The sequence below is a fragment of the Bradyrhizobium sp. NBAIM03 genome, assembly GCF_020194055.1.
Lineage (GTDB): Bacteria > Pseudomonadota > Alphaproteobacteria > Rhizobiales > Xanthobacteraceae > Bradyrhizobium > Bradyrhizobium yuanmingense.
Genome location: NZ_JADYVS010000003.1, coordinates 258,339 through 271,401 on the forward strand (window position 1 = coordinate 258,339; position 13,063 = coordinate 271,401).

A 13,063-nucleotide genomic window follows, 5' to 3' on the forward strand; every position below is an offset into this window, starting at 1 on the left:
CGCTCGGCTGGCCGGTATTTTGGTGTTACGAACTGGGACATGAACCAGCACGCCAAGATCAACGCGAAGATCGAGATCCGCCATTCGACCTGTCCGCATGATTGCCCCTCGGCCTGCGCCCTCGATGTCGAGGTGGTCGAAGGCCGCAGCATCGGCCGCGTCCGCGGTTCGAAGAAGCAGACCTACACCGCCGGCGTCGTCTGCGCCAAGGTCGCCCGCTATGCCGAGCGCATCCATCATCCCGAGCGGCTGATCTATCCGCTGCGCCGCACCGGCCCCAAGGGTTCAGGTCAGTTCGCGCGGATCTCCTGGGACGAGGCGCTGGACGAGATCGGGCACCGATTCAATGCGGCCGAGCGCGACTTCGGTGCGGAATCGATCTGGCCCTATTACTACGCGGGGACGATGGGGCTCGTGATGCGCGACGGGCTCAACCGTCTCACGCATGTGAAGAAATATTCGCGCTTCTACCAGACCATCTGTGCCAATGTTGCGCGCATCGGCTTTGCAATCGGCACCGGCAAGATCGCCGGCGTCGACCCGCGCGAGATGGCGCTGTCCGATCTCGTCGTGATCTGGGGCACCAATCCCGTCAACACTCAGGTCAACGTGATGACGCACGCCTCGCGCGCCCGCAAGGAGCGCGGCGCGAAGATCGCGGCGGTCGACATCTACGACAACGAGACCATGAAGCAGGCCGACATCAGGATCATCCTGCGGCCCGGCACCGACGGCGCCTTCGCCTGCGGCGTCATGCATGTCCTGTTCCGCGACGGCTACGCCGACCGCGCCTACATGGACAAGTATACCGATTGCCCCGCCGAGCTCGAGGCGCATCTGAAGTCGCGCACGCCGGAATGGGCCTCGGCGATTTGCGGCGTTCCGGTGTCGGAGATCGAGGCTTTCGCCAAGGCCGTCGGCGAGACCAAGCGGACCTTCTTCCGTCTCGGCTATGGCTTCACCCGCTCGCGCAACGGCGCGACGCAGATGCATGCGGCGCTGTGCATTCCCGCGGTGACCGGCGCTTGGCAGTATGAAGGCGGCGGCGCCTTCTTCAACAATTACGCGCTGTGGCACTTCAACGAATCCATCATCGAAGGCCACGACGCGATCGACAAGACCACCCGCGCGCTCGACCAGTCGCAGATCGGACGTATCCTCACCGGCGATGCCGAAGCTCTGCAGGGCAAGGGCCCGGTCAAGGCGTTGCTGATCCAGAACACCAATCCGATGACGGTGGCGCCGGAGCAGGCGCTGGTCCGGCAGGGCTTTGCGCGCGAGGATCTGTTCGTGGCGGTGCACGAGCAGTTCATGACCGAGACGGCGCAGATGGCCGACATCGTGCTGCCGGCGACCATGTTCATGGAGCATGACGACCTCTATTATGGCGGCGGCCATCAGCACATCTCGGTCGGGCCGAAGCTGATCGACCCGCCGGGCGAATGCCGCTCCAACCACGAGGTGTTGCAGGCGCTGGCGCCGCGGCTGGGCGCCAGGCATCCGGGCTTCGAGATGAGCCCGCGCGAATTGATCGACGCGACCTTGAGGCTGAGCAATCACGGCGACATCGCCGGCCTTGAAGCCGACATCTGGCGCGACCTGCAGCCGGATTTCCGCACCTCGCATTATCTCGACGGCTTCGCCCACGCCGACGGCAAGTTCCATTTCAAAGCCGATTGGGCGCATCCGCCGTTCGGCGTCACCATGGGCGACTACGACAAGATGCCTGGTCTGCCGGATCATTGGGCAGTGATCGAGCACGCCGACCGGGCCCATCCGTTCCGGCTTGCGACCAGCCCCTCGCGCAGCTTCCTCAACACCACTTTCAACGAGACGCCGTCCTCGCAGGCGCGTGAGGGCCGGGCCAGCGTGATGATCCACCCGCTCGACGCCGCCGCGCTCGGCATCGCCGATGGCGATGCGGTGACGCTCGGCAACGGCCGCGGCGAGACCACGCTGATCGCGACGCTGTTCGAGGGCGTGCGGCGCGGTGTCCTGATCGCCGAATCCGTTCATCCCAACAGCAACCATATCGGCGGCCGCGGCATCAACACGTTGACGGGCGCAGATACGATCGCGCCGATCGGCGGCGCGGCGTTCCACGATAATAAAGTCTGGATCAGGAAGGCGGCCTCAGCTCAAGGCGTGCACTCCGTGACGCCGTAGCCCGCGAATTCCTTTGCAATGTTCGGGTTCATCGACTTCGCCTGCGCGATATCGGTGGCGCCGTCGCCGCCGCTTCTGCGCGCAGCGATGCCGCGGCCGAACAGCGAGGACGAGGAGCGCGGGTTGCGCTGGATCGCGTCGGTATAATCCTTGATCGCCTCGGCATTGCGCCCGAGCTTGAGGTTGACGAGCCCGCGGCTGTCGAGTGCATCGCTCAAGCCCGGGTTGATCTGGAGCGCCAGATTGCAGTCGGCGAGCGCGCCTTGCGGGTCGCCCGTCGCAGCCCGGCTCCAGCAGCGGTTGTTTAGGGCTTCCGCGTCCTTGGGCGCGCGGCGGAGCACCGCGTCGAAATCCTGTATCGCGAGCGCATAGGCGCGCTTGATCGCGTAGACCTGGCCGCGTTTGTAGCGCGAGGTGACATCGTTGGCGTTGACGGTGATCCTGCGGCTGAGATCGGCGAGGACGGGATCTCGTGCCAACTCGTCCGCATTCGGGGCGGGCTCCGCCTGCGGTACCTCGCAGACCGGCTTTTGCGGCTCGGGTGTCTGCACCTGTGGCTTGGCCGCGTCATCCCGCGGCCGCGTCGCCGGGCCTTCGAACGAGAACTCCGTCGTCAGCGAGGAGGACAGCCAGGGCACCTGTTCGCGGTTGGTGGCGGCAACCACGCCGTTCTTGGTGTTGGTCAGGGCCTGCTCGGCGCTGATGTTCGGCGCGCGCATTTCGCGCAGCAGCTCGGCGACAAAGAGGCTGCGATCGGTCTTGCCGGTCGCCGTGACCGTGCCGAGCGCGGCGGAGTAGAGCACCAGCGTATTGCTCGGTGCGATCGCCGGCGCCAGACCGGCCGAATGGCGGCGGAAGCGCCGCTCGAACGGATTGCGGCGGGAGGCGTCGATCAGCGCGATCTTGATGGCGGCACCGCGCGTGTTCATCTCGGCGAGGATGGTGTCGAGGCTGAAGCCGTCGCGCGAGACGTCCGGCTCGGTCCAGATCTGGGCGTCGACCGGCAGCAGATAGGTCTGACGGTTGGACTGGATGGCAAAGCCGTCGAAGAAGATCAGCGCCACCGCGCCGCGCTCGATGCGGTCGTAGAAGCGGCCCAGCACCTGCCGCATGGCATACCCGGTGAGATTGCTCTGCCTGTCGACGACGAAGCCGCCGCGCTTCAATTCCTCAGCGACGTCCTGGGCATCGTTGGCGACCTCGCTCAGGACGAACTCATTGTCGGGATATTTCGCGTTGCCGATCACCAGCGCGATCTTCGCGGCGTCGGCCGCATGGCATGCGGCGCCGCCGCTCAGCACGACCAATCCTGCCAGCAACAACATCAATGCGGCGCGCATGAAATGGCTCATCGGTGATCAAATCTCCGGTCAGGATAGCGCGCGCAAGCCCCAGTTCAATCGCGAAGCGGAAGTTGCGCCCACACGCTATGGTGAGGCGACCCTGCAGATTGCCCTTGCGCGCGCCGCCGGTCCTGCCGCAAATGGCTGCAAAACGGGACCAAGCGAGCGAGCATGTCATGACCGACACCACAGCCGTCATCACCGAGAAGCGCGGGCAGGCGTTCTGGATCACCATCAACCGGCCGGAGAAACGCAACGCGCTGAACGGCGAGGTCATCGCCGGGATCACAAGAGCCTATCGCGACGCGCATGAGGACAAGGACGTCCGCGTCATCGTGCTGACGGGCGCGGGCGACAAGGCGTTCTGCGCGGGCGCCGACTTGCAGAATTCCGGCGCGGCTTTCGCGATGGATCATTCCAAACCAAATGTCGACTATGCCGATCTGTTACGTTTGTCACAGAACGCCACCAAGCCCGCGATTGCGCGCCTCAGTGGTGTCTGCATGGCCGGCGGCATGGGCCTTCTGTGCATGACCGACATGGCGGTTGCGGCCGATCACGTCGTCTTCGGCCTGCCGGAGGTGAAGGTCGGCGTGTTCCCGATGCAGGTGCTGAGCCTGCTGCAGCGCATCGCTCCGCCCCGTCTCGTCAACGAATGGGCGCTCACGGGCGAGCCGTTCGACGCCAGGGCCGCGCAGGCCGCTGGCCTGCTCAACTACATCGTGCCGGCCGCCGAGTTAGATGCCAAGGTTGACTGGCTGATCGCCCGCATCGTCGACAAATCCCCGACCGCGATCCGCCGCGGCAAATACGCCATGCGCGCGATCGCCTCGATGTCGTTCGACGAGAGCATCGCCTATACCGAAAGCCAGATCGCACTGCTCGCGATGACCGAGGACGCCAAGGAAGGGTTGAAAGCGTTCAGCGAGAAGCGGAAGCCGGTCTGGACGGGGAGGTGAGGGGATCCGCTCTCGCATCCCGGACGCGCCGCAACGCGTCGGCGTCGCTGCGCAGAGCCGGGACCCAGGGCGGCACGAACGAGAATGTAGCCGCATCCTCCGCCGTCATTCCGGGGCGCGCGTAGCGCGAGCCCGGAATCCATCGTGCAGCAAGTGATGCGGAGAAATGGATTCCGGGCTCGCGCCAAGGGGCGCGCCCCGGAATGACAATCTCACCCCGCGTTCGCCTTCAGTCCCGCCGCCTGAATCCCCGCCACCGCGCAGGCTTCGTCATTGTCGGACGTATCGCCGGAGACGCCGACCGCGCCGAGCAGGGTGGTGCCATCCATGATCAGCACGCCGCCGGGGACCGGTACCAGCGCGCCCTTCGCGATCGTGTTCACGGCATCGACGAAATAGGCCTGCTCCTGCGCGCGCTGGAACAGAGCACGCGAGCCCATGCCCATGGCGAGCGCGCCATAGGCCTTGCCATGCGCGATCTCGGCGCGCATCAGGCTGGTTCCGTCCTGCGCCGCCGCGAGCTTGAGCACGCCGCGCGCGTCCAGGATGGTGACGACCAGCGGCTTCAGCTTGAGCTCGCCGGCTTTCGCGAAGGCGGCTTCGAGGATTTTTCGGGCGGTGTCGAGGGTGAGATCAGCCATGGCTGGTTTCCTTTGCAGCTGGAGAGGTGGCGTTGGATTTGGCGCGATCGAGGCTCATGGCCAGCACGCGGGCGACGTGAAGTGCTTCGCGCTGGGCGCCGTCGTGGATCTGGTGCCGGCATGAGGTGCCGTCGGCGACGACGAGCGTATTCCGGTCAGCCTTCCGCACGGCCGGCAGCAGTGACAGCTCGGCCATCTCGATCGAGGCATCATACGTGTCCGCGCCATAGCCGAAGGCGCCGGCCATGCCGCAGCAGCTCGACTCGATGGTCTTAACCTCAAGGCCTGGGATGAGGCTCAGCACCTGCTCGACAGGCTTGAAGGCGCCGAAGGATTTTTGATGGCAATGGCCGTGCACCACGGCCTTGTCCGCGACGATGCCGAGCGGCAGTTGCAGCCTTCCGGCCTCTGCCTCGCGCGCCAGAAACTCCTCGAAGGTCAGCGCGTGGGCGCCCACCGCCTTGGCTTCGTCGTCCTTGCGCAGTGAAGCGAGCTCGTCGCGCAGCGTCAGGAGGCAGCTCGGCTCGAGGCCGACGATCGGCACGCCGCGCGCCGCGTATGGCGCGAAAGCCGAGACCAGCCGGTCGAGCTCGACCTTGGCTTCGTCGACGAGCCCGGCTGACAGGAATGTGCGGCCGCAGCACAGCGGACGGTTGCCGCTCGCAAGTTTTGGCAGATGCACGCGATAGCCGCCGGCCGTGAGCACGCGCAGCGCGGCGTCGAGATTCTCGCGCTCATAGATGCGGTTGAAGGTATCAGTGAACAGCACGACCTCGCGACCGTCCGTAGGCCCGACGCTTTCGGACGGCGGCACGAACACATCGCGGCGAAAGGCGGGGAGGGCCCGGCGCGCGCTGATGCCGGCGAAGCGCTCGAACAGCTTTCGCAGCAGCGGGCTGCCGTTGCGCAAATTAGCCAGCGGTGCCAAGCGCGAAGCAAGGCCGGCATAGCGCGGCAGATATGCAACCAGCCGGTCGCGCAGCGTCAGGCCGCGGCTGGCGGCGCGCGCCGCGAGCACCTCGATCTTCATCTTGGCCATGTCGACGCCGGTCGGGCATTCATGGCGGCAGGCCTTGCAGGAGACGCAGAGTTTGAGCGTCTCCATCATCTCGTCGGAAGAGAGCGCATCCGGGCCGAGCTGGCCGGAGATCGCAAGCCGCAGCGTATTGGCGCGGCCGCGGGTAACGTCCTTCTCGTCGCGCGTGGCGCGATAGGACGGGCACATCACACCGCCCTCGAGTCTGCGGCAGGCGCCGTTGTTGTTGCACATCTCGACCGCGCCCTGGAGACCGCCGCCGGCGCCAGGATAAGCCGACCAGTCGAGCTTCGTCTTCAGCTCGCCGACCCGATAGTCGGGCTTGAAGCGGAACAGCGAGCGGTCGTCCATCCTGGGCGCATCGACGATCTTGCCGGGATTGAGCAGGCCGGCAGGATCGAAGCGCTGCTTCACCTCCCTGAAGTCGGCGACGAGGCGCTCGCCGAACATGGCCTCGTGGAATTCGGAGCGCACCAGCCCGTCGCCGTGCTCGCCGGAATGCGAGCCCTTGTACTCGCGCACCAGGGCGAAGGCCTCTTCGGCGATGGCGCGCATCGCCTTGACGTCCTTCTCCAGCTTCAGGTTCAGAACGGGGCGCACATGCAGGCAGCCTTCGGAGGCGTGCGCGTACATCGTGCCGCTGGTGCCGTGCTTGGCGAAGACTTCGTTCAGCCGCGCGGTGTAGTCGGCGAGGTGCGGCAGCGGCACCGCGCAGTCTTCGACGAAGGAGACCGGCTTGCCCTCCTGCTTCATCGACATCATCACGTTGAGGCCGGCCGCGCGGAAATCGGCGATGCCGCTCTGCAGCGCGGGCTCGGTGATCTCGACCACGCCGCCCCATTTGCGCGTGTCGTTGTTCCAGCCAAAGCCGAGATCCGCCATCAGCTCACCGAGCTGCTTGAGGCGCACGAGGTTGTCGGCTTGGTCCTCTTCGGCGAATTCGACCACCAGCACGGCATCCGGATCGCCTTTGATCGCCGCGGAGATGACGGGTGCGAACATCGCAATGTCGCGGCCGAGCGCGATCATGGTGCGGTCGACCAGCTCGACCGCAATCGGCTTGAGCTTGACGAGGTGCTGGGCCGCATCCATCGCCTCGTAGAAGCTGCCGAAATGGCAGACGCCGAGCGCCTTGTTGCGGATCACGGGCCAAAGCTTCAGCTCGACCTTGGTGGTGAAGGCGAGGGTGCCTTCGGAGCCGACCAACAGATGCGCCATGTTGTTCGGTGCATTGCGCGGCACCAGCGCATCAAGATTATAGCCGCCGACGCGCCGCTGCACCTTTGGGAAGCGCGCGGCGATCTCGTCGGCCTCGCGGGTGCCAAGGTCGAGCATGTCGCGGAACAGGGCGCGGGTGCTGTCGCCGGCCTCGAGGTCGGAGAGATCGCGCGCGACCTCACCGAAACGGCTCAGCGTGCCGTCGGCGAGCGATGCCTCCATCGACAGCGTGTTGTCCCGCATGGTGCCGTAGCGCAGCGAGCGGCCGCCACAGGAATTGTTGCCGGCCATGCCGCCGATGGTGGCGCGGGAGGCCGTGGAGACGTCGACCGGAAACCACAGGCCGTGCTTTTTGAGCTGGCGGTTGAGGTCGTCCAGCACGATGCCGGGCTCCACCACGCAGGTGCGGCCTTCGACATCAAGCGACAGGATCCGGTTGAGGTGCTTGGAGAGATCGACCACGAGACCGTCATTGACGGTCTGGCCGCATTGCGAGGTGCCGCCGCCGCGCGGGGTGACCTTCAGCCCCTCGTCGCGCGCGATCGCCAGCGCCCGCAAGGCCTCGTCCATGGTCTTGGGGGCCACCACGCCAGCCGGCATGATCTGGTAGAACGAGGCGTCGGTGGCGTAGCGGCCGCGGCTGAAGCCGTCGAACAGCACGTCGCCAGTCAATTCCGACCGCAGGCGCCGTTCGAGCGAGGAGGCGTTCGTCATCCCTGATCCCGGACTGGCCCGGCGAGGCTCAGCCTTGCTGGGATATTCATTGTGGTTCCTGATCGACCATATTGTGAATGCAAAATGGGCAAGCCGGGCGCCTTCAAGGCGATGCCGGCGCGCCCTCTTGGGGCTCGGTCAGGTGCTCGATCGCGGCCGTGCGCTTGTTGCGCAGATGCTGGAACAGGACGTCGCTGAGCTCGCTGCCGGCGCGGCGGCGTAGCGCATCCAGGATGGCCTCATGCTCGCGCATGGCTTCCGCCCAGCGCTGCCGCTTGCGGGCGAAATTGGCGGAGTAGCGGACGCGTCGGATCCGGCCGGCGAAATTGGCGTAGGCAATCTTCAGCGTATCGTTGCGCGCGGCATCGACGATGCTCTCGTGGATGCGCTGGTTGGCCTGGAAATAGCCGTGCATGTCGCGATGCAGGTAATGGCCGTACATCTCGTAGTGCAGCTGCTCGATCGCCGTGATTTCCGCATCCGTTATGGCTTCGCAGGCGAGGCGCCCCGCCAGGCTTTCCAGGCCTGCCATGACGTCGAACAGTTCTTCGAGGTCGCGCTGGCTGAGCTGGCGCACCCGTGCGCCGCGGTTGGGCAATAGCTCGATCAGGCCCTCGGCGGCGAGCACCTTGAGCGCCTCGCGCAACGGCGTGCGGGAGATGCCGAGCATCTCGCAGAGTTGCCGCTCGGGAACGCGCGCGCCTCCGGGAATGTTGCCTTCGACCACGTAGTCGCGCAGCCGCAGCAGGATCTCGCCATGCAGCGAGGCCTCGTGACGGTTTTCCTGGCGATCGCCATTGCCGGGGGACGGGGTGATCGGAACCCCGGTGTCGGGAATCGTGGATTTCATTTGCAGCACAGTAGTTTGCCCGGTTGATCGCGTCGACGCTCGCAATCGAATACCAGATTTCGATTGAAGGGACAAAAAATGAATGCAAAATAGCCGGCAGAGCCGGCCATAACCCGCCGAAAGGGAGCTTTGCATGCCTCAGGGACGCCATTTCCTACAGATTCCGGGCCCGAGCCCGGTCCCCGAGCGCGTCCTGCGCGCGATGGACATGCCTGTCATCGACCACCGCAGCGCCGAATTCGGCGAGCTCGGCCGCACCGTGCTCGAAGGCAGCCAGCAGATCTTCCAGACCAGGGGGCCGGTCGTAATCTTCCCCTCGTCGGGGACCGGCGCCTGGGAAGCCGCGATCGTCAACACGCTGTCGCCGGGCGACAAGGTGCTGATGGTCGAAACCGGCCACTTCGCCACGATGTGGCGGCAGATGGCGGGGCGCTTCGGCATCGAGGTCGATTTCGTCCCGGGCGACTGGCGCCGCGGCGCCGATCCCACGGTGATTGAGGCCAGGCTCTCCGAAGACGCCGCGCGCACCATCAAGGCGGTGATGGTCGTGCACAACGAGACCTCGACCGGCGCGACCAGCCGCATCGCCGAGATCCGCGCCGCGATCGACCGCGCCTCGCATCCGGCACTCTTGATGGTCGACACCATCTCCTCGCTCGGCTCGGTCGACTATCGTCACGACGCGTGGAAGGTCGATGTCAGCGTCAGCTGCTCGCAGAAGGGTTTCATGCTGCCGCCCGGTCTCGGCTTCAACGCGATCTCGGACAAGGCGCTGGCTGCGTCCAGGACCAACAAGATGCCGCGCTCCTATTTCGACTGGGAGGAGATGCTCAAGCCCAACGCCAAGGGTTTCTTCCCCTATACGCCCGCGACCAATCTGCTCTACGGCCTGCGCGAGGCGATCGCGATGCTGCTCGAGGAGGGGCTCGACAATGTTTTTGCGCGGCATCAGCGCTTGGCGGCAGCGACGCGGGCCGCGGTCAACCATTGGGGTCTCGAAGTGCTGTGCCAGGAGCCTTCGGAGTTCTCGCCGGTGCTCACGGCCGTGCTGATGCCTCCGGGCCATGATGCCGATCAGTTCCGGAAAGTCGTGCTCGACAATTACAACATGTCGCTCGGCTCGGGCCTGTCGAAGGTCGCCGGAAAGGTCTTCCGCATTGGCCATCTCGGCGAATGCAACGCGCTGACGCTGCTCGGCGCGCTCACCGGCATCGAGATGGGCCTGTCGGTGGCCGGCGTGCCGCACCGCGCCGGCGGCGTGGACGTCGCGATGAAGCTGCTGGAGCAGCGCCCTCAGGGCAATGCCGCGCCGCATCTGAAGATCGTCGGCACGTAAAGGTCGGCCCGCGAAGACGGTCGCGACGGAGCGGCCGAGGGCAGGCCGGCCCGCTATGCCCGAGGGGCCCTTTGGAGGAGAGGACAAGCCGGTCAAATGGTGCTATTCGGCGCCCACCAAACCAAGGCAAGACCGGGAAGGACGCCGATGACCGTGCATACTGGAAGGCATTTCCTACAGATTCCAGGACCGACCAACGTGCCCGATCGGGTGCTGCGGGCGATGGATATGCCGACTTTGGACCATCGCGGTCCGGAGTTCGCCGAGCTCGGTTTTGCCGTGCTTGCCGCAATGCAGCGCGTATTCCGCACCAAGCAGCCCGTGATCATCTTCCCCTCGTCCGGTACCGGCGCCTGGGAAGCGGCGATGGTCAACGTGTTCGCGCCCGGCGACAAGGTCTTGATGTGCGAGACCGGCCAGTTCGCCGTGCTGTGGCGCGGCATCGCCGACAAGTTCAAGCTCGATGTCGACTTCATCCCGAGCGACTGGCGCCATGGCGCCGATCTTGCCGAGATCGAGAAGCGTCTTGCCGCCGACAAGCAGCACGCCATCAAGGCGGTCTGCGTCGTGCACAACGAGACCTCGACCGGCTGCGTGACGCCGCCGCTGGAGGTGCGCAAGATCCTCGACCGCACCAAACATCCGGCGCTGCTGATGGTCGACACCATCTCCGGCCTCGGCTCGATGGAATATGAGCACGACGCCTGGGGCATCGACGTTTCGGTCGCCGGCTCGCAGAAGGGCCTGATGCTGCCGCCGGGCCTCGGCTTCAACGCGGTCTCGGAGAAAGCGCTCGCGGCCGCCAAGGCCAACCCCGGCATGCGCTCATACTGGGACTGGCAGGAGGTCATCAGCTTCAACAAGCTCGGCACCTTCCCCTACACGCCCGCAACGAACCTGCTCTACGGCCTGCGCGAGGCGGTGAAGATGCTGGAGGAGGAGGGGCTGGAGAACGTCTGGACCCGCCACAAGCGCCACAGCGCCGCGACGCGGGCTGCGGTCAAGGTCTGGGGCCTGGAGACGCAATGTGCCGACCCGGCCGCTCATTCTCCGGCGCTGACCGGCGTTCGCGTGCCCGAGGGCTTTGATGCCGACGCCTTCCGCAAGGTCGTGCTGGAAAACTTCGACATGTCGCTCGGCACCGGCCTGAACAAGGTCAAGGGCAAGGTGTTCCGCATCGGTCATATCGGCCACTTCAACGATCTGATGCTGATGGGCACGCTTGCAGGCGTCGAGATGGGCCTCGACCTCGCAAAGATCCCGCACCGGAGCGGCGGCGTGCTCGCGGCGATGGATGTGCTGAAGGGACGCGACGTGGTGCCGATGACCAAGGCTCAAGTCGCCTAAGGCTCAGGTTGCCGGGGCGGCCTGACTGAACTGTAGTGAAGAAAGTGAGCGCGCGATGAACGCACCGACGACTGCCAACGAAGACCTGCTCTACTCCGTCACGGACGGCATCGCGCGGATCACCTTCAACCGCCCGCAGGCGCGCAACGCCATGACCTTCGCCATGTATGACCGCATGGCGGAGATATGCCAGGAGATCAACGTCGACCGTTCGATCAAGGCGCTGATCCTGACCGGCGCGGGCGACAAGGCGTTCGCCTCCGGCACGGACATCTCGCAATTCCGTGCCTTCAAGACCGCGCAGGATGCGCTCGACTACGAGGCGCGCATCGATCGCGTGCTCGGCACGCTCGAGCAGTGCCGCGTGCCGGTGATCGCGGCGATCGCCGGCGCCTGCACCGGCGGCGGCGCGGGGATCGCGGCCTGCTGCGATCTTCGCATCGGCACCGAGACGACGCGGATGGGCTTTCCGATTGCGCGCACGCTCGGCAACTGCCTGTCGATGTCCAACATCAGCCGCGTCGTCGCGCTGGTCGGTCCCGCCCGCACCAAGGACATGATCTTCAAGGCGCGCCTGGTCGAGGCGCCGGAGGCGCTGGCGCTCGGCCTGCTCAACGAGGTCGTGCCTGACGTCGAGACGCTGCAGCGCCGTGCCGACGAGACTGCAAAGCTCGTCGCCAGCCACGCGCCGCTGACGCTGGAAGCGACCAAGGAAGCGGTGCGCCGCATCCGCCGCACGCTCTCGCGCGAGGAAGGCGAGGACCTGATCCTGAAAGCCTATATGAGCGAGGATTTCCGCGAGGGCATGGATGCCTTCCTCAACAAGCGGACGCCGGTCTGGAAGGGCAAGTAGCGCGCATCTTCAATACCCGCTGCAGCGCCTCCGTATCCAGTCCCACCCAAAGCGCCCCCCGACAGCCGCCGGCAAGCACGATCTCAACAATGCCCGTGCCTGCACGTTGCGCAGGCGTGAATATACCGGTTGTGGGTCACTGGAGATCGTGGCGAGGCGCGGCCAGCGCATTCGAGGTGCGTAGTGGCCTGGCTGAACGGCCTCCAGCTAAGACAGCCGCTTGCAGTGCATCTTCACCTCGGGCCCTCCAAGCACCAATGAAGACCGTCGCCGCTTAGGGGGTGCGGTTGCCTATCTTGCTGTCCCAACAAAATATCCGTCTGCGTCACCGTCCTTAGTGAATCTGGGACAGACGCAAAAGCCGCCCGGTGAGCTGCGAGTTGGACACATGACCTCTGGTGTTTCCGGCGGTAGTTCGGAGGCCTTCACAACGCATTGCGGTCTAGGTTTTGGATCCTGCGGCACGCCCTTGGCGAACACGGTTGTACCAATGCTGGCTAGCAGGAACACCAGGACACCTTGAAGGAAGCACATGCGTACAACTCCTCGAACGATTGCCGAAGATGCTGGGCGACATCCGTCAACGAGTGACCTGAGAAC

At 65.6% G+C, this 13,063-nt stretch carries 9 protein-coding genes; 5 read left to right on the plus strand and 4 right to left on the minus strand.

Going from position 1 to position 13,063, the window contains the following annotated elements:
* The first annotated feature begins 39 nt into the window (after nucleotides 1–39).
* Complete coding sequence (locus tag I6F21_RS06185) at nucleotides 40–2,166, plus strand: molybdopterin oxidoreductase family protein (RefSeq protein WP_225130412.1); 2,127 nt, start codon at nucleotides 40–42, stop codon at nucleotides 2,164–2,166.
* Here I6F21_RS06185 and I6F21_RS06190 read toward each other — a convergent pair.
* Nucleotides 2,139–3,518, minus strand: coding sequence for a caspase family protein (locus I6F21_RS06190; RefSeq protein ID WP_225182911.1), 1,380 nt, complete (start codon nucleotides 3,516–3,518; stop codon nucleotides 2,139–2,141). The genes I6F21_RS06185 and I6F21_RS06190 overlap by 28 nt on opposite strands.
* Nucleotides 3,519–3,685: 167 nt before the next feature.
* On the opposite strand from I6F21_RS06190, the gene I6F21_RS06195 reads away from it, so the two are divergent.
* Nucleotides 3,686–4,468, plus strand: coding sequence for an enoyl-CoA hydratase/isomerase family protein (locus tag I6F21_RS06195; RefSeq protein WP_036007523.1), 783 nt, complete (start codon nucleotides 3,686–3,688; stop codon nucleotides 4,466–4,468).
* A gap of 212 nt (nucleotides 4,469–4,680) precedes the next feature.
* Here I6F21_RS06195 and I6F21_RS06200 read toward each other — a convergent pair whose 3' ends face one another.
* From I6F21_RS06200 to I6F21_RS06210, 3 genes are all read right to left on the minus strand, one after another.
* Nucleotides 4,681–5,109: a heme-binding protein gene (locus I6F21_RS06200; protein WP_109143030.1), complete on the minus strand. Its 429-nt coding sequence runs from the start codon at nucleotides 5,107–5,109 to the stop codon at nucleotides 4,681–4,683.
* Nucleotides 5,102–8,077: an FAD-binding and (Fe-S)-binding domain-containing protein gene (locus I6F21_RS06205; protein WP_225182912.1), complete on the minus strand. Its 2,976-nt coding sequence runs from the start codon at nucleotides 8,075–8,077 to the stop codon at nucleotides 5,102–5,104. Before I6F21_RS06205 ends, I6F21_RS06200 begins: the two co-directional genes overlap by 8 nt.
* A 103-nt stretch (nucleotides 8,078–8,180) precedes the next feature.
* Nucleotides 8,181–8,927 (minus strand): GntR family transcriptional regulator, encoded by a 747-nt coding sequence (locus I6F21_RS06210; protein WP_225182913.1) that lies wholly within the window; start codon nucleotides 8,925–8,927, stop codon nucleotides 8,181–8,183.
* 133 nt (nucleotides 8,928–9,060) lie between these two features.
* Between I6F21_RS06210 and I6F21_RS06215 the strand changes: the two genes are divergently transcribed.
* From I6F21_RS06215 to I6F21_RS06225, 3 genes are all read left to right on the plus strand, one after another.
* Complete coding sequence (locus tag I6F21_RS06215) at nucleotides 9,061–10,263, plus strand: alanine--glyoxylate aminotransferase family protein (RefSeq protein ID WP_225142940.1); 1,203 nt, start codon at nucleotides 9,061–9,063, stop codon at nucleotides 10,261–10,263.
* A 147-nt stretch (nucleotides 10,264–10,410) separates the two neighbouring features.
* Nucleotides 10,411–11,610 (plus strand): aminotransferase class V-fold PLP-dependent enzyme, encoded by a 1,200-nt coding sequence (locus I6F21_RS06220; RefSeq protein ID WP_225130428.1) that lies wholly within the window; start codon nucleotides 10,411–10,413, stop codon nucleotides 11,608–11,610.
* A 55-nt stretch (nucleotides 11,611–11,665) separates the two neighbouring features.
* Nucleotides 11,666–12,463 carry an enoyl-CoA hydratase/isomerase family protein gene (locus tag I6F21_RS06225; RefSeq protein WP_225182914.1) on the plus strand — a complete coding sequence of 266 codons (798 nt, stop codon included), beginning with the start codon at nucleotides 11,666–11,668 and terminating at the stop codon, nucleotides 12,461–12,463.
* The last annotated feature ends 600 nt before the right edge of the window (nucleotides 12,464–13,063 follow it).

What these genes read in the sequence shown, in the direction of transcription:
- I6F21_RS06210 (WP_225182913.1), bottom strand. Translation starts at nt 8,927, where the DNA reads ATGAAATCCACGATTCCCGACACCGGGGTTCCGATCACCCCGTCCCCC.
- I6F21_RS06200 (WP_109143030.1), bottom strand. Translation starts at nt 5,109, where the DNA reads ATGGCTGATCTCACCCTCGACACCGCCCGAAAAATCCTCGAAGCCGCC.
- I6F21_RS06220 (WP_225130428.1), top strand. Translation starts at nt 10,411, where the DNA reads ATGACCGTGCATACTGGAAGGCATTTCCTACAGATTCCAGGACCGACC.
- I6F21_RS06190 (WP_225182911.1), bottom strand. Translation starts at nt 3,518, where the DNA reads ATGAGCCATTTCATGCGCGCCGCATTGATGTTGTTGCTGGCAGGATTG.
- I6F21_RS06185 (WP_225130412.1), top strand. Translation starts at nt 40, where the DNA reads ATGAACCAGCACGCCAAGATCAACGCGAAGATCGAGATCCGCCATTCG.
- I6F21_RS06195 (WP_036007523.1), top strand. Translation starts at nt 3,686, where the DNA reads ATGACCGACACCACAGCCGTCATCACCGAGAAGCGCGGGCAGGCGTTC.
- I6F21_RS06215 (WP_225142940.1), top strand. Translation starts at nt 9,061, where the DNA reads ATGCCTCAGGGACGCCATTTCCTACAGATTCCGGGCCCGAGCCCGGTC.
- I6F21_RS06205 (WP_225182912.1), bottom strand. Translation starts at nt 8,077, where the DNA reads ATGACGAACGCCTCCTCGCTCGAACGGCGCCTGCGGTCGGAATTGACT.
- I6F21_RS06225 (WP_225182914.1), top strand. Translation starts at nt 11,666, where the DNA reads ATGAACGCACCGACGACTGCCAACGAAGACCTGCTCTACTCCGTCACG.